At 37.8% G+C, this 21731-nt stretch carries 11 protein-coding genes; all 11 read right to left on the bottom strand.

Translation table 11 applies throughout. The features are described from left to right. The 11 genes from E0I26_RS08130 to E0I26_RS08180 all read right to left on the bottom strand — a co-directional run bounded on the left by E0I26_RS08130 (window position 1) and on the right by E0I26_RS08180 (window position 21235). Window positions 1-1131: a DUF4861 family protein gene (locus E0I26_RS08130; protein ID WP_131915996.1), complete on the bottom strand. Its 1131-nt coding sequence runs from the start codon at window positions 1129-1131 to the stop codon at window positions 1-3. 6 nt (window positions 1132-1137) lie between these two features. After that, entirely contained in the window at window positions 1138-1980 is an 843-nt protein-coding gene (kduI, locus tag E0I26_RS08135) for a 5-dehydro-4-deoxy-D-glucuronate isomerase (protein WP_131915997.1), read from the bottom strand. A 128-nt stretch (window positions 1981-2108) separates the two neighbouring features. Then, on the bottom strand, window positions 2109-3149 hold the full coding sequence (locus tag E0I26_RS08140; protein WP_131915998.1) for a LacI family DNA-binding transcriptional regulator: 1041 nt from the start codon (window positions 3147-3149) through the stop codon (window positions 2109-2111). A gap of 206 nt (window positions 3150-3355) precedes the next feature. Then, window positions 3356-4867, bottom strand: a complete 1512-nt coding sequence (locus tag E0I26_RS08145; protein WP_131915999.1) for an alpha-L-fucosidase — start codon at window positions 4865-4867, stop codon at window positions 3356-3358. 83 nt (window positions 4868-4950) lie between these two features. Further along, on the bottom strand, window positions 4951-6219 hold the full coding sequence (locus E0I26_RS08150) for a DUF2264 domain-containing protein (RefSeq protein ID WP_131916000.1): 1269 nt from the start codon (window positions 6217-6219) through the stop codon (window positions 4951-4953). Between the two features lie 147 nt (window positions 6220-6366). Next, complete coding sequence (locus E0I26_RS08155; protein WP_235831742.1) at window positions 6367-7593, bottom strand: glycoside hydrolase family 88 protein; 1227 nt, start codon at window positions 7591-7593, stop codon at window positions 6367-6369. Between the two features lie 99 nt (window positions 7594-7692). Continuing rightward, complete coding sequence (locus E0I26_RS08160) at window positions 7693-9693, bottom strand: heparinase II/III domain-containing protein (RefSeq protein WP_131916001.1); 2001 nt, start codon at window positions 9691-9693, stop codon at window positions 7693-7695. A gap of 248 nt (window positions 9694-9941) precedes the next feature. After that, entirely contained in the window at window positions 9942-11567 is a 1626-nt protein-coding gene (locus tag E0I26_RS08165) for a RagB/SusD family nutrient uptake outer membrane protein (RefSeq protein ID WP_131916002.1), read from the bottom strand. Between the two features lie 20 nt (window positions 11568-11587). Continuing rightward, window positions 11588-14740, bottom strand: a complete 3153-nt coding sequence (locus E0I26_RS08170; protein ID WP_131916003.1) for a SusC/RagA family TonB-linked outer membrane protein — start codon at window positions 14738-14740, stop codon at window positions 11588-11590. A 544-nt stretch (window positions 14741-15284) separates the two neighbouring features. Next, window positions 15285-20645 carry a CBM96 family carbohydrate-binding protein gene (locus tag E0I26_RS08175; protein ID WP_131916004.1) on the bottom strand — a complete coding sequence of 1787 codons (5361 nt, stop codon included), beginning with the start codon at window positions 20643-20645 and terminating at the stop codon, window positions 15285-15287. 47 nt (window positions 20646-20692) lie between these two features. Continuing rightward, window positions 20693-21235, bottom strand: a complete 543-nt coding sequence (locus E0I26_RS08180) for a hypothetical protein (RefSeq protein WP_131916005.1) — start codon at window positions 21233-21235, stop codon at window positions 20693-20695. Window positions 21236-21731 lie beyond the last annotated feature (496 nt).

Consider the following 21731-nt stretch of genomic DNA (forward strand, 5'->3'; position numbering starts at 1 on the left):
TTATTTTACGGTTATGACCAAAGGCTCCTTTATTTGCTGATAAAAATTATCTAAATACTTGAACCATTGTTTGGCATTGGTTATTTTTCCGGCCTTATTCCAAGCGGCTCCGGTGAAGTAAACGATAGGTTCATTATTTTTAACTGCGGTTTTGGCTAATATTTGTGCATTGCCCACAAGCATATTGCTTACCGGAGTGGTTAATATGGAGCCAACGCCTGTGGTGCCATCTTCACCGTGAGTAGGTTCCCAATAACCAATTATGCCTTGTTGTTCGTTTAACGAAATGATTCCGCTTTCGGGTCTTTTGATTATTCCTACAACAACGGGTAGTGGTTTGTTGTCTTCAAAGGAATAGACATTTTCTATACGATTGAGCTGTGATCCTGCGTCTAAAGAAATGTTTTTTGTGGCTCTAACTTTTATTCCGCCTGCATCCCAAGTGTCATAAGTCAATTGGAAAGAGGAGCGTAAAGGCCCGTTATCCAATACTTTCCATTGATGATAATTTGCCGAATATCGAATAGTATCGTTTACATATGGTGCCATATTGCCTGCGCCCAATGAAAAACCAACATGATAATAATCCATCCCATTGCCGTTATCTATGTGGTAATTTCCTAGTTTATAACGTTCGTTAATGATCAATTTGTCCGTCCGCTTAACCCAAACGTCTAAGCCGTAAGCATCTTCTTTTGTTTTTTCTATAGCTTTACCATAGGTGCGAAAGGCTATTTTATCATTTTCCCAAGCGAAATCATCCTTACGTTCCGGCACAAAACGGGCATAGGTTTTGGCAACAAAAATTTCTGGTTTTCCTTTTTGTATCAAAAGGGAAAGTGTCGATTTTGCTTTAACACTAACTTGCACCAGTAAATTTTGAACTGAAGAAAGCCCGCGATGTTCCAGCTGGAAAGGGACTTGCTTTTTGGTCACCGCATTAATCACCACAAAGTTAGTGGTGTCTATTTGCGGATAATGGGATAAAACAGTTTCCCATTTTAAAGCTACAACAGCTTCTTTTCGTTCCAAAGTCGAACTGTTTTGAATGCTGATGGTAGCTTTTGTTTGGGCCAAAAGACCCATAGGTAAGATAAGGGCAAGCCAAAAAAAGGATTTGATGATTTTCATAGTGAGTTATCTTAAATCATTAATAGCACAATGATCCATGTCGCCATAGTCTAAGTTCTCGCCGGCCATGCCCCAAATAAAAGTATAATTAGAGGTTCCCGCTCCTGAATGGATGGACCAATTGGGTGAGATTACAGCCTGTTCGTTCTGCATCCAGATGTGTCTCGTTTCTTGTGGTTGACCCATAAAATGGCAAACACTTTGATTTTCGGGTATTTCAAAATAGAAATACGCTTCCATGCGTCTGTCGTGGGTGTGGGCTGGCATGGTGTTCCAAACACTTCCAGTTTTTAGTTCGGTCATTCCCATTTGAACCTGACAGGTTTGCACCACACTATTCACGATTAATTTATTGATGATGCGATGGTTAGCCGTTACTGCTGATCCTAATTCTACAATCTCTGCATCAGATTTTGTTATTTTTTTGGATGGATAAACATGATGAGCCGGAGCCGAATTCAAATAAAATTTTGCCGGATTATTAGCGTCAACCGATTCGAAAAACACCTCTTTTGTGCCTTTTCCAAGGTACAAAGCTTCTTTAAAGTCAATTTCAAATTGCTCGCCATCTGCGGTAACAATCCCTTTTCCGCCTACGTTAATCATACCGATTTCTCTTCTTTCCAGAAAATATTCAGCTTTTAAATCATTAGGATTGGGTAGCGCCAATTTTTGGTTTATTGGCATGGCACCTCCTATAATAAATCTGTCGAAATGAGATAAAGTCAGTCTAACCTCATCGGCACTAAAAACGGTTTTAATTAAAAAATTTTCGCGTAAAGCTTCAGTATCCATTTGTTTTGCTTCTTTTGGACTTACCGCAAAACGACTTTCAAAATTGGAATTCATAAGTGTTGTTTTTATTTTTTTGTATTCTTAGGGTTTGATTTTAGCCCATTATTTAGCTGAAAAATCTCCAATACTGCTTTTTTGGCATGAGATTTTTCTACTAAATTCTTCAAAAATGAAGAAGTATTTTAGGTTGACATCCTTCTTATCAACTGCACAGGTATTGTTGTAACTTCAGTTTGTACAGTAGTCTCGACTTCATTTGTTTTCTCGGTTAATTTTTTCATCAATTCATCGACTATTTTATTACCGACCAATGTTGGAAATTGTTCTACCGTAGTAATCGATGGCCTGATGATTTCGGTTCTGGAATCATTGGAATAACCAACAATTTTCAAATTTTCGGGCACGGCGATATTGTGTTCGCGGGCAAACTCCAATACCGCAATGGCGCTAGTGTCATTGGATGTGAAAACGGCATCAGGTTTTATTTCGTCTTCAAATATTTTTTCCATCGCCTTGCGGGCATTTTCGTGTGTTAGTTCTTGATAGAAAATTAGGTCTTCATTAATCGGAATGTTGTATTGTGCCAGTGCTTTTTTATAACCTGTAGAGCGGTCGATATAAAGATTGGAAGTCAGCGGTCCTGAAATATGGACTATTTTTTTGCATCCCAATTCCAATAAATGTTGGGTAGCCAAATATCCTCCTCTGAAATCATCGCCTTTAACAATCGTTGCTTTATAAGGTTTAGTAGGTACCCTATCGTAAAAAACCAAAGGAATATTGTTGTTGACAAACACATCAAAATGGCTAAAATCCTCGGTTTGGAGCGTACAGGCAACAATCAAAGCATCAACCCGAGAGGAAAACATAATGTTGGCCAGTTCTTTCTCTAACTGTAATGAATCGTTTGACTGGCAAATGATCAAATTATAACCCAGTTTATGCAATTGGTTTTGTATAGTCGTAATTACTTCAGCATGAAAAAACATCGATATGCGAGGAACCATTAGACCTATAGTATGGGTTTTGTTACTGCGCAGACTTGAAGCCATTAAATTGCGACGGTACCCCAATTTTTCAGCCATATCCAACACTCGTTTTTTAGTCTCCGCTTTTACATAGGTCCCATTATTTAATGCTCTAGAGATTGTTGCAGGAGAGAGTTTTAAAGCCTCTGCAATATCGAGTATGGTATTATCTTGATGTTTTTTTTCTTTTGGCATAATATATAGTATGATAACTAATTAATTTTAAAGGTATTGGTGTGTTTTTTAATGTTATTTATTTTTTTCTGCTTTATATTCATTTTCAAATGCTACTAAAATAAATTTTATTTTCAAAATAAGAGTTTTTATTTTATGTTAAACGCTTTTTATTACTAAATTTTGAAAAATAAGTGAGTAAAAAAATACTTTTTTCATAGTTCTATTTACGTTTTGGCTTGTTGATAGGCTTCTTTTATTTCTTCTGTTCCTCCTACTTCGAGTACGATAACAAAAGGTTTATTTGATTTATATTCCGTAGGAATTGCAATGCTATAAAGGCTGGAATTCTGTTTGTTTCTTCCTCTGTTAATAATGTCTGCTGTTTTTTTATTTTCTAATAAATAGGCTTTAATAGGTTTTAATCCTCCTTTTGGGATTTCGATGTTTACTCTTTCATTAATTGGTCTGTTTATGACAGTGAGATAAATTTTGTTGTCTTTCTTGGTATAATAACCCCATCCTTGTTTCTTTAAATTAACGTAGGTGCAACCATATATAGCTTCATTGTTTATCTTCATCCAATCCCCTATTTCCTTTGCCAATTTGGTTTCTTCGGGTCTGATAGCTCCTTTGCCATCAGGACCAAAATTAAGAACGAAATTACCATTCATGGAAACCGATTTTACAAGCATTTCTATTAAATCATCGGAAGTTTTTACATATCCTCTCCAATCTGAATGATAGCCCCATTGATTTTCGGGGACTGTCATCACGCAATCCCAGTCATTTCCGTGTACATCCTCAATTGAATTTGGTAAATCACGTTCCCATCCTTGTTCATAATCGCCCATCAAAACACCATTACTATCAAAACCACGTTTTCCGTTTTCATCAGCTCTAAATCGACTTCCTATTATTAGTCCGGGACGCATTGCTCTTAATTCTTTTTCCAATTGGTCCACCCAAGCAAATTCTTTCATCCATGCGCCATCCCAAGTGCCATCGAACCAAAGTCCTTTTGCTGTTGGGTAATCCGTTAATAGTTCGATCAACTGATTGCGGGTAAATTCTTTGAATGTCGCATACCTAGTCTTCTCTTCATCCGTTTTAAAAGGTTTATAATTAGACCAATTCAGCCTGTCTTCAGGAGTTATCCCAGTACCTGCCTGATAACCCGGATGATTCCAATCAATAATAGAAAAATATAGGTAAACATCAATCCCTTCCTTATCATAAGCAGTCACTATTTCTTTAAGTATGTCTTTCTTATAAGGGGTGTTTTTAATGTTGTAATCCGTGTATTTACTTGGCCAAATACAAAATCCATCATGGTGCTTGGTGGTTATAATTACATATTTAGCGCCCATGTTTTTAGCCTGTTTTGCCCATGCTGCAGCGCTAAAATTGACAGGGTTGAATTGTTTGTACAACTTATCATATTCGGCATTCGGCATACCTTCCCAAGAACGAATCCATTCCGCAGCTCCTCCATAATATTTTCCATCCCAATGCCCTCCCGGAATGGCATATACTCCCCAGTGGATAAACTGTCCCAGTCCATACCCTCGCCAACGAGCCATATCAGCATCCGTTCTTTTTCCTTCTCGGTGTGAACCGTACTGCAATGAAATTTTTGTTTTTTCTTGGCTAAATGATTTTGCAGGCAAGCAAATTGTTGCAATGAAAACGATAAGAAGTAAATATTTTGCTGCTCTATTTTTTGTTTTTGTACTCATCTTATTCCTAGTTTAACAGACTGGTGTTTGTTGTTATTTATTTAGTAGTTTGATCTTTTTTGTAGCTGAATATTTGGATGCGATTAATAATCGACCGCATAATCTTTCTCAAAAGGTTGGCCGCTCCAAGCCTTACGTTGTGTCCAATCTGTAAAGGGTTCTGACCAAAATTCATGAGTGGCAGGTAAACCCAATGGTAAAAACACCAATGACGTAATGTACATACTGCCTGTGTTAGAATAATAATCGGCAAGGTTTGTTTGCTTATCGCCTACTAATCCCAATGTTAACCAATTTCCTTTTGTAAATGTGGATGGGATGAACATATTCTTCATCACTAATGTTAACGCAGATCGTACTTGGGCAGGTTTTATCTCTTTAGGCAAGGCATTATCCAAAGCGAGTTTTACCAATGGCCAAAATGCCCCCACGCGGTAAGTAGAAGACCTGCCCACCACTAGATACGTGCCTTCGGGTGAAATATACCGCTCTTGAAAAGAAGCATAACGTTGCATTCTTTTGTAAGCAATGTCATATTCCTTTTTGTCTCTTCTTCCCTTTGCTACATTTACTCTCAATACTTCAACCAGCATCGTATGGATGACAAAGCCATTATAATGGTCGAAGTGAAATTTATCGCCATCGCTATACCAGCCATCGCCAACATACCACTTGTTTATTTTATCAATAGCAGTATCAATTCTTGCCACATCAATGTCTTCATCAATACTCAATAAAAAACTCTCAATAATAGCTGCAAATAAAAGCCAGTTGCTGTTGAATGGCTTTATTCGACGAATGGTCTTGAATTCATGGATGAAACGTTGCTTGGTTACCGCATCCAAGGGTTTCCATAATGTATCGGGAGCTGCTAATAATGCTTGTGCTATATAGGCCGCATCTACTAGAGGTTGTTGTGTTTTTGAAGAACCCCAATACAAATAGTCGGGGCTGTTTGGGTCTACAGCATGAGCAAGGCTTTGTTGTGTTTGCAAAAGCAGCCGTTGCCTAATTACACCTTCAGCGGTAGCATCTTGGGGCAAAGCAAGAAAAGGAGCGAGCCCAGGAATCAGTCGGCCAAAGGCTTCCATATATGCCACTTGTTTATTTCGCCCGTCCCAGGTTGGACTATATTCCATAGGCATGTTTTTTCGCAATTCTCCCTTACTCATATTGCTTAGTATGGGAGTTGCAATTTTATCCATCAAATCTAGCCAATAGGCACGATCATTTTGTTTTTTTATTTTAGTGCCATCAAAAATATCAGTTGTATTTGCCACTATACTTTGACCAGGGACAAAACCTGTAAAAGCAAGTAAGGATGACCATTTAAGAAAGTTTCTTCTTTGCATTGTTTGTTGTTTTTTTTTACTGTTTCAAATTGTTTTTTATCGCTCTCTGTTATTGAGGATTAAAATATTCATCCGTTTCAAGTCTGCTAAAAAAAGGAGTACTTTTGCCTCTGAAAATTAGCTTTCTCAAGACTTGTTAAGAGGATTTTACAAATACCATTTCTTATATCGCAACAATGCCTCCAAAAAATAATAATCGGCATAAGTAAGTGGCACGTCTATCTCGCTTTTATGCGGTATCGATCCTACACTATGCATTAAAAGAAAGCCTCCATTTTCTCCCAACTTAGCACGGTATTTATCTGAAGCAAGAGATTGGATCATCTTTTCTGCTGAAGTCAAATACAACTTTTTCTCTTTTTTGTTGGCATATTGTCCCAGTTCTAATAATGCCGAAGCCACTACCGCTCCTGCAGAAGCATCTCGTAAAGCATTTGGCATGTTTGGTGCGTTAAAATCCCAGTATGGAATTTTATCTTCAGGCAAATTAGGATGATTAAGTATAAACTTGGCAATATTTTTTGCTTGATCAAGGTATTTTTTATCTTTTGTGAAACGGTACATCATTGTATAGCCATACAAAGCCCAAGACTGTCCACGGCTCCATGCACTTGAGTCTGCCGCACCTTGCGCAGTGATTTTCTTCAGGACTTTACCTGTGTTTAAGTCATAATCAATTACGTGATATGAACTGAAATCTGGTCTAAAATGATTCTTTATGGTAGTATTCGCGTGTGTGATAGCAATCTCTTTATACTTGGCATCTCCTCCGTTATCTGTCACCCAGCTTAATAATTCCAGATTCATCATATTGTCAATAATCACGGGACAATTGTAGATTTTACTGCTATTCCAACTTTGAATTGCTTTTATGGAAGGACGATATCGGGTTGCTAATGAAGCTGCCGAAGTATCAATAGTGGCTTTATCTTCTGGTCTGCCAAACAATCTGTAAGCATTACCAAAGCTGCAATACATCATAAAACCAAGATCGTGGTTGCCTGTGTAATGTTTTTCTTTTTCCAGGATCGCCAAGCGTTTTCCCGCTTCAGCTCTTATTTCTGAATCTTTTGTGTATTCATAAATATATAAAAGAGTTCCAGGGTAAAAACCGCTGCACCACCATTTAGTATCGCTCGTTTCCACCTTGTTAGTTTTGGTATTAAATGTTTTAGGCATAACATCCCCAGCCACATTTTTACTTAAAACCTTGTATTGCTGGGCGGCAAAACTGAACTGCTCATTGATGAGCTGCGTCATTTTGTTTTTAGTTGAGGTGTTTTTGTTTGATTTATCTTGTGCAAGAATGGTGTTGGACATCCATAGGCATAAGAGTAGTATAAAAACAGACTCTCTTTTTGATGATTGTTTCATGTTATTTTGGTTAAATTATATTTATTTTAATCGGGGTTTAATAGTTTTTAACAATATTATAAAAACGTTTTCATAAATTGTGTGTTTATTTGTAGTTTTTTAGTTTTCGGCTATTCTTAATTTATAATTGTTAAGTAATAATTTTTTCTTATCTATCAATATGATGCGGTATAACTTGTCTTGCTTCCAAGAAGTTAGCAATCGCTTATCGGTAAGGGGCAATTCTTCTATCTTTATTTCAAAAATGGCTGCGGGATAATAGAAATTGATGCTTTTCCCTCCTTTTTCTTTCAGTTTTATTTCGCCAGCTTTTACCAGTACTGGAAGCTGTGTTGTTATAAAATGTTGCTTCGATTCCCCTTTGTATTCCTTCAATGAGAATTGATCCTCAATTACTAATTCGGGCTGGGATGTTCTTTTCAGGGTATAGGTTCTGTTCCAAAATTTACATGAAGCGGATTCTGGATAAGCGCCCGCTACGTTTAAACCAAAGCGGAGCTGGGATTTTGAGTTTTGAAAACTGACCTGTGAGGCTTTGAATTTTTTTCCATAGGCTTGGGAAAAACCGTTAATCATAGGTACATTATGGTAGTCCGATTGCATGGTCCAAATTTCATATCGCTTGGGACCAAAAGTTTTTGACGAATAGGTTTCTACTCCGATATCTGCTAAAAGAGGTGTCCCTTCATGATAAAGAACAAAGGTGCCTATGTCATTGTGATTATGGCTTTCATCATTATAACCGCCTTTTGCGGCAAAGAAAAAACCTTTTGAAGGATCTTTGTGTGTTCTTCCTCCAGCAACTTCAGTGCCATTATACCAAAATGACATTTCCGTAGCTTTGATGGCGGGGGTAGCCTGAATTGATGGATAAAGATCGACATTATGTATTGCAACATCTAAAGAACCTTTTGTAGGAGAGCCATAAAAATTTTCTTGATTGGCCAAAAAAGACCCAAATTGTTTTAATGAAGTATCATTTACATAATTTCCATATCGAAAAACCACACCTGGATAGGTATGCAGCCTCACGGAAGAGTCAGCAAAATTGATATAATAATCTTCATTAACATGGGCATTTAATATATAGGTTCCCATATTTTTTATAATAGGAGCATCAGATAAAGATATTTTTCCTTCGGAATAGGTTTTTAGCAGTTCCAGATATTCCATCATCTTGGCAGCAGCATGACTCCAATAGGCTGGTCCCTCTTCGCAAGCACCATCGTCTTTGTAGTAATTTATAAATTTATCTACAGATTGCATACTTTTTGTAATTACTTGCTTACGTACTTTTGGTGTTACTTCGTTCCCCAATAACAAGGTGCTTAATAGTACATTGTAATTACACCATGGGTTCCAATTGTTTACGAAATTCTCGTTTTTAAAACTCATCCACCAAAAGTCATCTCGAACGGTGTAGGGTTCGATAATTCTATGGGTAATTTCATAAGGAATCCTTGCTTTTAAAAAAGGGGAAGTTTTTTCGAAATCCTCTTTAAAAAAATAATACGTCCACGCCAGTGTACTCGCGGTTTCTCCAGCGCCTAAATCTATAATTGGATCATTAATATTGGGGATTCCGGCACCTCCTTTTTGAGAAGGCAAATGAGCTGATAAAACCCAGGTGGATTGTTCACATACCGCCCAACTTCCATTAATAATGGCATCCAAAAACCTTCCTTCGCCTTCCAGAACCTCAGCAAGAACCAATTTTTTTAAAACATCAAGGCCATCCGACCAATATTTCTCCATTCCCATACGATCTCCGCTACGTTTATAATCAAGATACGCTGTTGCCGGAATGCTAGGCCAATTATACGTCATAATTTCCTTGGCGTCAGATAGTATCTTTTTTTGGACGTCTTTAGGCAAGTTCATCAGGCGATTATGGAATTCTTTTTTTTCAAATGGTTTGTATAGTGTTGAATCGAGCGACTCTACTACGTCTTTTTGAATTATGGCTGTTAGTAGGTCTCTTTTTTTTTGGGCATTTGAAACAATAGAAAAAAGTAAAAACATTCCAAAAATAGCCCATCCAAAGGTGGACTTATTATTGTTTCTGCTTGTCTTGAAGGGAGTAGAAAAAAAAGAGGTCATATATAGAATGCTTTAACAATGTTGAACTTTATAGTATCTAATTCCATTTTATCTTAAAATTTACTGGACTATTTATTGATAATGTTGTCATTTCGACGGAGGAGATCACATAAGGAAATCCGATTACGTGATTTCTCCTTCGTCGAAATGACAAACTATCTGTTTATTTATTCTAGTAAATACAAAACTAAAAGAGTATTAGTAATAAAAGCCGTTTAAATTTTAATTCAAACGGCTTTTGGTTTACATTACCAATTTGGATTTTGCTTTAAGTTAGGATTAAGAGCCAATTCATTAGTTGGGAAAGGCCATAAATAATCTCTGGAAACGTCGAATTTTCTAGTAGAAGCTCTTTGAGCTATGATAAATTTTTGTGGATTTAGCATAGGTAAAACTGAGGTGCCAAATTCCGCAAAGAAATAATTTCCTAACATCTCTTTAGGAAGTTCTGTTTCGGCAGTTTTCCATCTGATTAAATCCCAATAGCGAAAACCTTCAAGCGCAAGTTCTACTCTGCGTTCTCTTCTTAGCTCATCTCTCATGTTCAACCCTTTGGTAGCTACAAACGCATTTGTTACTATAGGCATATTAACCGTAGCTCTTTTTCTCAGCAAATTAATCGTTAGGTTCAGGTCAGCATCACTAATGCTGCCATTCAATTCATAAGTGGCTTCAGCATGAATCAGTAATACTTCAGCATATCTTGTAATTGGCAGGTCAATATAGGATCTTGATACGTTCCAATCAGCAATATTGGCATAACATCTATTAGCAAAACCTGTTTGTGCAAAACTTAATGGAGGCACGGTGAATACCAGTTGCGTTGCAATATAGGGATCTCCTCTCTTGAAAAATCGATCGCCCATTCTAGGGTCTCTGTTTTTGAAAACTTCAGTTGTTGTGGTAGGTGTTACATATAGCGGGGACTGGGTTGTAGGTAAGCCGTCTGTCATCAAATAGGAGTCTGCCAATGCTTTTGTAGGACTTGCTGCCCCTCCCTCTAAATTTCTTTGAGTAGCATGAGAAAGTGTCGATTCCGTGGTGTTTTTACCGTATTGTTTCACCAGAATATTTTCTTTATTGGCAAAACCTTCCCCTTCATATTGAAACAATTGAAAGTAATTTGCAAACAGGCTATGTTGTCCTGAAAGCATTACCAGTTTTGAAGCATCTTTGGCTATAGTCAGGTGTTTTACAGGATTTCCATATCCATGAAATTTTGAACGTGTTCCTTCAAACAAAGCTACTTGGGCTTTTAGAGTCAAAGCTGCGGTTTTTGAGATTCGCCCATAATCCGCAGATCCTAATTGTGTTGCGGTTCTTAATTTGAGAACAGCATCGTCTAAATCTGCATATATGGCATCAACAATTTCTTCTCTTGTTGCTTGCGCAGCCTGTAATTCAGGTGCATCTATGTCCAATGTTTTAAGTATTAAGGGAACGCCTCCAAAACGTTGTAATAATTGATAATAGGCCCAGGCTCTGAAATATTTGGCCTCAGCAACATACCAATTGACACGTTCTGCTGTCACACCAGCTGCCAAAGCTTTAGCCGATTTTTCTATCATATTATTGGCGGCTCTAATGGTGGTGTAATTATTATTGTAGCTTCCATCTGTTGACCCGGGAACTCTCGAGCCATCACTAATTGAATTTGGGGTTCTGCCATAAGCATCATCTGACCAAGTGTCGTTAGTTATCGGCAAAGTTGGTAATCTGGTATAAAAATAATTAGCGGCTAATTTCAAATCATTTTCGCTTACCCAGAACGATTGGTCGCTTAAACTTGTTTCTGGAACTCGGTCCACATCACACGATGATAGAGTTGCTATCAAAAATAATACAGCAACTATTGTTTTATTTGTAGGTATCATAATTCGTAGTTTAAAAAAAATTAAAATGTTAGGTTAACTCCAAATGAAATTATTTCAGACACTGGGTAATCAGTATAAATGCCATTTCTTTGTTCCGGGTCAAAGGTTGTTTTAAATACGCCAAATTTAGAAACGGTAGCAATATTTTCTGCTGAGAGATAGAATCTTACTCGGCTTAAAAATGCTTTATCTAACACGCTTTTTGATAAGGAATACCCCAATTGTATGTTTTTTAGTCGTGCATAGGCGGCGTCTAAAACCCATCTGTCCGAAGGAATAAAGTTGTGGTATCCGTTTAAATAAGGTCTTGGGAAAGCAGCATTTTGATTTTCAGGTGTCCAATAGTCAGCATGGATAGCCATTGGCATAATATATGTTTCGGCAAACGGCGTTATCATTTCTGAGCTAGGCATGATAGCTCTCTTGCCTACCCCTTGAATAAAAACAGTAAAATCTAAATTTTTCCAATTTGCATTAGCATTAATTCCAAATAAATAACGTTGTTGGTCTTGACCTAATTGCACTAAATCGCCATGGTCTTCTATGGTTCCTTTACCTTGATTAATTTTCCCATCGCCATTTTGATCGATATAGGCAATATCACCCACTCCCGTAAGAGTAGAATAAACCGGTGTTGTTGCTAATTGTTCCGGAGTGTTGATGTACCCTGGTGCCGTTTTGTATCCCCATATTGTAGCTAAAGGATATCCTTCGATAAGTCTATTTGTCCCAATTCCTATTACACTGACACCGGCATAATTAACCAGTTTGTTTTGATTGTCAGACAGGTTGAATCCAATACCATAATTAAAATCGCTGCCTATTTTGTCTCTATAATTTACCGCCAATTCCCAACCCCAGGATTGTAATATACCGTTATTGATCCTTGGTGTACCTACGCCAAAAGTACCAGGTAACCTTAAGGGAGTCAGCATGTTTTTATTTTCTTTAGTATAATAATCAAAACTGCCTGTCAACTTATTTTTGAAAAATCCAAAATCAACTCCATAATTGAATGTTTCTACTGTTTCCCAAGATAAACTGGAAGAAGGTATAGAGTTTTGAGAAAAGAAAGAGCTTCTTATTTCTGCGCCTCCTAATACCAGATTAGAACCTGTGGAAAGTTGACTTAGGTAATCATAATTGCCGATATTCTGTCCCAGTGCATTTGCTAATTGTCCCCAGGATACCCTTGGTTTAAGTTCAGAAATGAAAGGAACATTTTTTGATACCCATCCTTCTTTGTGTATGTTCCAGCCCAATGAAGCAGAAGGAAACGTTTTAATACGTAATCCGGGTGCCAAACGGGAACTTTCATCTGTTCTTAGGGTTGCTTCCACAAGATATTTGTCTTTGTAACTATAATTGAAACGCCCAAAATACGATTGATTCGCATATGTTTGAATACTTTGACTATTTGTTTTAGTGGTTGCTTCTCCTAAATTTAAAGTAGGGACATCGTTACTTTTTAAATTAGTCGCGCCAGCATTGACATTTGAAAACCGGTAGTCTTCCCATTGGTAACCCCCTAAAACAGTAAATTCATGATTTTCAGCTATCGTGAGATTGTAATCAGTCAGAAATTGGAAATTTTCTGTTCTCAAAATATCCTGGTCTAAGACATATCCATTTGGATTGTTCAAGACATAGAGGGGTTTTGTACGTCCCCATAATTCAACAGTTCTACTAAAAACTTCTGAGTCTTCTGATCTTAGTTTGCGTCCGTATATTGTTGTGAATTTAAGTCCTTTAGCTAAATCTTTTATGGTCATCTTAAATGTCCCGTCGAGATCGTCTATGGTTCGTTTGTTATATCCCCCTTCGGCCAGGTATGCATAAGTATTGAATCCTGAGATACCACTCATGCCGTTTAAACGTCCTTCGGGAGTAAATATTGGGAATCTCTGCCTTACTTTATACAGTTGGTAGAGTAACGCACCGCCTCCATTAACACCAGCTGCGGGCGCATCCGTGTCATGTACAGCATACGATATATTTGAATCTAAGCGAATGTGTTTTGTTAAGTCTGTTCCAATATTCATGCGTAGGTTAAAACGACTAAAATTATCTTTACCCACTTTAAATATTCCTTCCTGATCCAAATAGCCTACAGAAAATAAATAATTTGTTCTTTCAGTACCGCCACTGGCACTTAAATTATGGGTTTTCATAATTGATTGTTCTTTTACTACCTGCTGCATAAAATCTTTTTGATCGTAAAAAATATACCTCTCAGGGTCAGCAGGATCCAATATGTATTCAACGCCATTTTTAATGTTATCTAAGTCTGCAGGAGTGTATTCAGCCCCTGTCCCTCTATTCTTTCTGGCAAGATTAGACAAATTTGCTTCGTCCAGTAATGACATCCTTTTTGGGAGGTATAATGGTTTTTGAACCGCTAACTGAGTGGAATATTCAAATATAGTTTTACCTTCTTTCCCTTTTTTTGTAGTCACTAATATCACACCTCCGGCCGCTTGCGCACCGTAAATTGCCGCCGCTGCACCATCTTTTAAAACGCTCATGGTTTCTACGTCCAAAGGATTTATCGTTTGTAAGTTAAACAAAGGAGTTGCTACGCCGTCTATAAGTAGTAATGGGTTTACACTGCCATTAGCAGAAGTTACCCCGCGAATTTGAATGTTTAGATTTTCCCTACCGGGTTGTCCGGTTGTTCGTGTTACATTCATCCCTGGAACGGTACCTTGCAGCGCAGTTGCTAAACTCGTAACGGGACGGTTTTGAATCGCCTTAGAAGACACTGTAGAAACGGCACCTGTCAGGTTTTCTTTTTTCTGGGTTCCGTATCCAACCACAATTACTTCGCTGAGTTGAGACACATTCTCTTTTAGGGTTGCGTTCACTTGGGTCTTAGTTCCAACAGCAATTTCTGCATTATCAAAGCCAATGTAGCTGAACACCAAGACGGCATTTTCGCCTGAGGCTTTAATTTCATATTTACCGTCAAAATTGGTTATCGTTGAAGTTTTAGTTCCTTTTACAAGGACTGTTACTCCTGGTATTCCTGCTTTGTTCACATCGGATACCATACCGGTTACTGTTTTGCTCTGCGCCTGTGCAAATGCAGGGGCAAAAAACAAAAGAATACCAACAAGCAGATATTTGAAAATAAAAGCAAAGGGTTGGTGATTCAATTCTAAATCTTTTTTCATACGCATTATAATTTATGGGTTGGTTTAGTTTGTTTGACAATATTATAAAAACGTTATCATATAAACAAATTAAAAATAAAAAATATGGAAAAATAACCTAAAAGGCATGTGATAACCATTATTTTGAAGGAAATTTTCGGTTATATTATTAGGATTTTATGTAATTTATTATGGGTTATGTATTTATTAGACAAAAATAAAACGCTTTTTATTTTTATTCCGTTTCCCTTTTTTAGAGGCCGAATACGGCTAATCGCTTGTGGTTTTTATGAAATATTTCAATATAAATGAAAACGTTATTTTTTTTACAGAAATTACTCAGTTGTGTTTTTTTGTTAACTTTTAAGGCTGCTTGAGAGAATGAAAAAAAAAGGATTTGTTGTTTAATTTTAAAGCACAAAATTGTCTAAGCAGTTTTTGGAGATAAGGAGTATTCTTTCCGATTTAGAAAATAAAAAAAAGAAAGCACTCCCCATGGGTGGAGGAGTACTTTCTTTCCGTAATCAAGCCAACTTTTGAGACAGTAACTGTCTTTTTTGTTGTTTTATAATTTAATCAACTTTACAACAGTTCTGTCGGCTCCTTGGCGTATTTCTACAAAGTAAACACCAGCCGCAAAGGTTTGTCCGAATTCTATTGATTTCCCAACTGCTGAATTGATTTTCGCTACCAGCTGTCCGTTTACATCAATTACTCTGATGAACAGTTCTTCAGTGCCGTTACTTTGTACATCCAGTTTAAAATCGGACGTACTTGGATTAGGATAAACTTTTACCGTTAATCCGTTAGCAATGTTAGCCGTTTTCATATCTGTTGCAACAAGGTCAACTTTAGCAGTATTTGCCGGGTTGCGATTTATGATAACTTCACCTTCATTTACCGCTTGTTCCTCAGTAGATCCGGTCCAGTTATTGGAGTACCAGAGGCTTCCATTTTTATTCCAAACAGTGATACCTATCTTGTCGGTAGCGCCAGAGCTGCTGCCATCGGTCATAGTTACCTGCAGGGTGGCGTTACCGTCAATTGATATCGGCGCCAGTGGGTTGGTGATGTCCTGAATGTTAGCTTTAGCTCCAAACGTTGCTGTAGAATAAGGATGTGCAGCCGTTATGTTTGTATCGGTAACCAGTGTTGAAATAGAATTTGATTTTATTTGGTAGATTTTTTCAATACCGTTTTCAGTATGACGGATAATCGTGTTCATGCTACCTTGTAAACTGGTTTTGGTTTTGTTCCAAATCACGCCAAACCCGAAACTATTCAACGAATTGGCGTCGCTCGCCATGATACCGGCAGAATTATTCACCACCAGATTACCTCCGCCGGTAATAAATCCATTTAAAGGCTTAGATACGGTAATTACGGCATTATCTGCCGAACTGTTATGGGTGTAATAATTATTAACAATAACACCAATGGTATAGTTTTGTGAATTGGCATTACCAATATTCACAACCCAGTTAAAGGTAGCAATACCTGTTTTAGTATCGCCGGGAGTAGCCAGCACTAATGGTACATTGGCCGCAATCACCATATTATTATCACGATTGATAAAGGTGGCAGTTGCATTGCGGATATCACCGGCATTGGCATCAAATAAAGAACTGCCAGTTTCTGCTGTGATGTCTCTTACTGTAGCTTTCAGCGTTACATTGGCCGAACCGCTGTTGGCAGATGTAGTGGACACAAACAATGCTCCACTATAATGCACACCAGCATCTTCTTTAGTAATGGTAAACGCAGCAGTCGGATTATTTGTTATTGCATAGTTGGTGTTATCAACCCCATTAAATGTAGCGGTTACGTTTTTGATGGTTCCCGGTGCATCCAGTAACTGCTGGCTTGTTAATGTAGCCATTAGGTCGTCACCATTTGCTGTCATCGGAACCGTTCCAATGGCAACACCGTTCATATTAAAGGTAACCGTAGAAACTGCCCCGCCTCCGCAGGCATTGGCGCCTCCGGCAATGCGAGCCGTTAGTCCAGCCTTATCACTATATTGAACCGTTGCCGGTACAATTAGGGTTGATGTTGTAGGTGCTTTATTAACCGTTACCGTAAAGCTTACGCTTGAACTATTGCCTGATGGGTCAATCGCTTCGTAGGTTTCGGTAGTTGTTCCTACAGGGAATACTTCTCCGCTACCCAAACCGGCTGTGCGGGTAAGACTAGTACTGCAATTATCTTCGGCCGAAATAGCGTAAATTACTTTACCACAATTAGCGGCATCGTAATCCATTACAATATCAGTAGGACTGGTAATAACAGGAGTTTGTGTGTCATTTACGATTACGGTAAACTCACAACTGCTGCTGTTGCCTGCCACATCGGTGGCGGTAGCGGTAACGGTAGTTGTTCCAATAGGAAATAATGTGTCTGGGTTTTTATCGTAGCTGATAGTGATGCCTTCGCAATTATCTGTAGCAGTAGCTGCAAAGTTTACAATAGCTCCGCAATCTCCTGCATCATTGTTTATGGTAATATTATCTGGACAAGTGATTGCAGGATTCTCTACATCTTTCACCGTTACAGTAAATGTACAATTGCTGCTATTGCCCGCCTCATCAGTGGCGGTAGCGGTAATACTGGTGATACCCGGCAGTAAGAATGTTCCGGAAGCTACAGTGTAGTTGATGGTAACATTGCTGAAATTATCTGTGGCTGTGGCTAAAAAGTCTGCGATGGCTCCGCACTGTCCTACACCGCTTTCTATTATTATATCCGTAGGGCAGGTAATAACCGGAGCAGTGATGTCTCTTACCGTAACATCAGTTGCAGACGAAGTTGTAACATCTCCATTATTATCAGTCGCTTTTGCGGTAAGAACATAAGTTCCGGCAGCAACGCTATTCCAGATAAAGCTATATGGTGCAGCGGTTGATTCCCCCAACAAGGTACTACCTTGATAGAATTCTACTTTTGAGATGGTTCCATCCGTATCAACTGCATCGGCATTGATTGTAACATTTTCTCCTTCTGTAAATATTGCATTATTTGCAGGCGAGGTGATGGAAACTGTTGGCACTGCGTTTAATACCCTTGTAATTATTTGTGGCCATAAACTAACATCTACATCTTCTTTAGAACGGAAGATTGCATCACTCGTACCTCCTGCTACAGTAGATACTATTTTTAGCGATAGGATTTTATCGGCTCCAAGTTCTGAAATAGCTTGATGCGTAATATCCCATTCTGCAGTTCCCGAACTTTTACCTTTTACTGTACTAAGAAGGATTGATGGAGCCGGCTTGTTATTCCAGGTAATACCTGTTTCTGTCCAACTATCAGTCGGAACATAATATACTTGCCAATTTGTACTTGCAATCGTAGAACCGCCAGAGGCTACATTCAGCTTCAAGCTTACATTATCGGCAGTAGTAGGTAATGAGCTGAGATCAAATTTAAGATAAGTCTCTCTTTTAAATCCTGAATTATTATCATTCTTCACAACCAATCCGTTTGCTGTTCCATAATTCGTGCTTTCATAAGTAGTACCATTGCGCACATAAGCATCGGCTACCGGAGTTGCCGATCCGATTGTTACTAAAGTACCTACTTTAATATTTATAATGGACGAGGTAGTTGTTACCCCGTGATTATCGGTAGCCTTTACTGTTAAGGCATAATTACCTGCAGGCACATTATTCCATATAAAACTACTAGTTGAATCTAATGTTTTCCCTATTAAAGTACTACCTTGATAATATTCAATTTTTGTTATAAATCCATTCGGATCAGCAATATTATTCGTAATCATTAAATTTGATCCAGCTTCTATTGCCTGATTATTATAGGGTGAAGTAATAGCTGCCGTTGGTGCTTGATTAACAATCGTATTTCCAGCCAAAGGCGATTCCCAAACCCCTCTGCCATAGGATGAAACTCTTAATAAACTATTATTTAAATTGTTTGTATCATAAAAAATATCCAAATCGGTTAGATTGGCAACAGAAGGAAGATTGCTTGTAAAATAAGCCCAATCTGTTAGGGTATTATCTTTATAAAAAACGGCTTTATTGGTATAGGCATATATTACTTCAGTGTCAGTATGTGTGGTATCAGCTATTATTTTTTTTATAGTTTGTGCATTTAAAGCAGTGGTAACTGCGCCTGTTCCAACAGCTGTCCAAGAGCTACCTTGGTCGTCAGACCGATATACATATCCTCCACTTGACATATAAACAACGCCACTTTCTAATACAGCCAAACCTCCGGCTGAAGGTGTTCCTGATGGCATTAGAGCAGAAGCAACCGTTGCAAAAGTAGGTGTTGCGCTTAGTGCATCGGTACTTCTAACCACACTTTTATTATTAGACAAGGCATACACCACATTGGCATCTGTTGGTGAAATGGCCATCGCCAAAAATGTATTGGTGCTACTCAGAATTTTTGTCCAAGTTGGCGGGTTGCTTTGTAAATTAGCCGTAGCATAAATACCAAATGTGTTTTGTGCCACAAATGCAGCATTTTCATTTTGATTAGAAAATGCATAAAGATCGGGCTTTTTGGATGCATTGGGAAGCTTTATACTTACCGCAGTTGTAGCACTATTATAAAGATCTCGACGAGTACCCCATTCGGCATTATAAACTTTAGATGCGGCGCTTTTATCAAAGTAATAAGCGCTTGTATAATCCCCGCCAATGTAACAACGCCAAACGCCATTTTTAAAATATACTGCACCATTATCTTGCAAACCACCGCCAATCATATATTTATTAGATGGGCTATTACCCATACGATAAAACTCCGTTCCAGATAAACCCTCACTTTTAGGTGTCCAGGTTTTTGCCGTGCCATCGGTATTAAGCCAAACACCGCCATCATTCACATTAAATAATTGAGAAGTATTATATGGATTAAAGCGCATTCCATGCATATCCGTATGTATAATGCTGGCCCAATTGGGGGTCATTTGCGCCCAGGTAACACCGCCATTGGTACTTTTCCATATCAAATGCCCTACCACATATAAAGTATTGGCATTGTTGGGATCAGCCTCCATATCATAATTATAATTACCTTGGCCAGTTGTAGAAGAATTATATCCATTCAGGTTAGGTGCAACATTACCTTTTTGCATTGTAAATGTTGCTCCACCATCTGATGATTTATAGATTATTCCTCCGGTTGATGTATTACTCCCAATAAAAGTAAGATACACCACATTGGCATCAGCCGGCGTCACCGCTAAGCGGGCACCATTACCGGGGGTAGTAGCCTCTACCGTTTGGCTGGTCCAAGTGCTACCCATATCCGTTGATTTATAAAATACACCATTGGTTCTGCCAATTGCATAAATGGTGGTTGAACCCGCAGCAGCGTTCATACGCATATCAGAAAATGCTACGGCCGCTGAAGTCAATACCCAAGAAGATCCGGCATCGGTACTTTTATAAATCCCTGAATTGGTAGCAGCAACCAAAATAGTATTATCCGTTGGCGACATTAAAATCTCCCTTACCAGTTTACTACCCATACCGGTATTGCTTTGAACAAAAGTAGTTCCGCCATCGGTAGATTTCCATACGCCGCTACCGCCGCTATAATAATCAGCATCGCCGGTACCTAAATATAAGGTGTTGGTATTCGTTTTGTCGATACATACCGAAGCTAGGCTTAATCCGGTAACCAAATTCTCAGTACCGGGCAATACATTCCAAGTATTGGCATTATCGTTAGAAACAAAAAGACCATGAGGCGCTACCGCATATATTTTGCTTGAACTAACCGGGTCGAATTTAATTTGTGAGACCCTTGCTATACCGTTAATCTGACTAATATCATTCGTAGGAAATGCAATTGGACCAACTGCATTCCAATTAGATACTTGTGCACATACCGAAAAGGAGGCAACAAGAATGCATACGAGTGTTAAAAATGTATTTATGTATAATTTTTTCATATAATTTAAATATTATTTTTTAATAGAATAATTAAATAATTCAAGATTTATTTTTTATGTTCAAAATCTTTCTCTTTTTTATCACCATCCTCCTTATCCTTTTTTTGATCTTCCCTTTGTTTTTGCATTCGCTTTTGCACTTGTTGTATTTTCCAATCATTCACCCGGTCGTCCATACTCTGGATACGTCCATCCGCCTGAACAAAAGGAAGCATTTCAACTTTCCAACGCTGGAAACGCTTGTAATCATAAACATATATAACAGCCGGGTCGTCCGCTTTTAATTTATGATGTCTTTTTTCTCTTAACGCTTCTTCTTTCTCCTTTTCACCACCTGTTTCAAACATTTCATCTTCCTCTATTGGCTTAACTTTATTTTTCCAATAAGCATCAAATGCCGCTACTGCCTGATAATAGTTAGCATTTGGATCTTCCATTGCCTTAACCCATTCCGGATCGGGCTTTCTTGGTTTAGCTGTTTTTTGCTGTGCAAAAGAAGTAACTGAAATAAACCCAAGAAAAAGCATCAGGCAGACGCCCTTGCCATTCAATAAATTCTTATTCTCAAAAAAATCAAAAACTGTACTCATAAAATCAATTTAAATTGTTAATGGATATTTACTATTTATTCTAAATCTTTTTTCATATGCATTATAATTTGTTGGTTGGTTTAGTTTATTTGACAATATTATAAAAACGTTTTCATAAAACCAAATTATAAAAGTGAAATATATAAAAACAACTCAAAAGACATGTGATAATTACCGTTTTGAAAGAAACTTTCATCTATATTGTTATAATTTTATGTAATTTATTGTACTTTGTGCATTTATTTGACAGTGTTTTGAATTATTATTTTGTTTGAATTTTCTTTTTAAAAGTGTAATAATTGTTAGTATAGCATGTTTTTTATAAAATATGTAAATACAAATGAAAACGTTATTATTAATTTAATAACTGTTTTAATCGTTTTTTGAAATGCATTTTATTAATTGAAAGAGGTGTGCCGGGGTCGGTTAATTAAAAATGCAAGAGATATTTTATGGTTGCCGCCAAAAATAGTTGCAAAAGGAGTTTAGATTTAAT

The organism is Flavobacterium rhamnosiphilum (assembly GCF_004349195.1).
GTDB classification, from domain to species: domain Bacteria; phylum Bacteroidota; class Bacteroidia; order Flavobacteriales; family Flavobacteriaceae; genus Flavobacterium; species Flavobacterium rhamnosiphilum.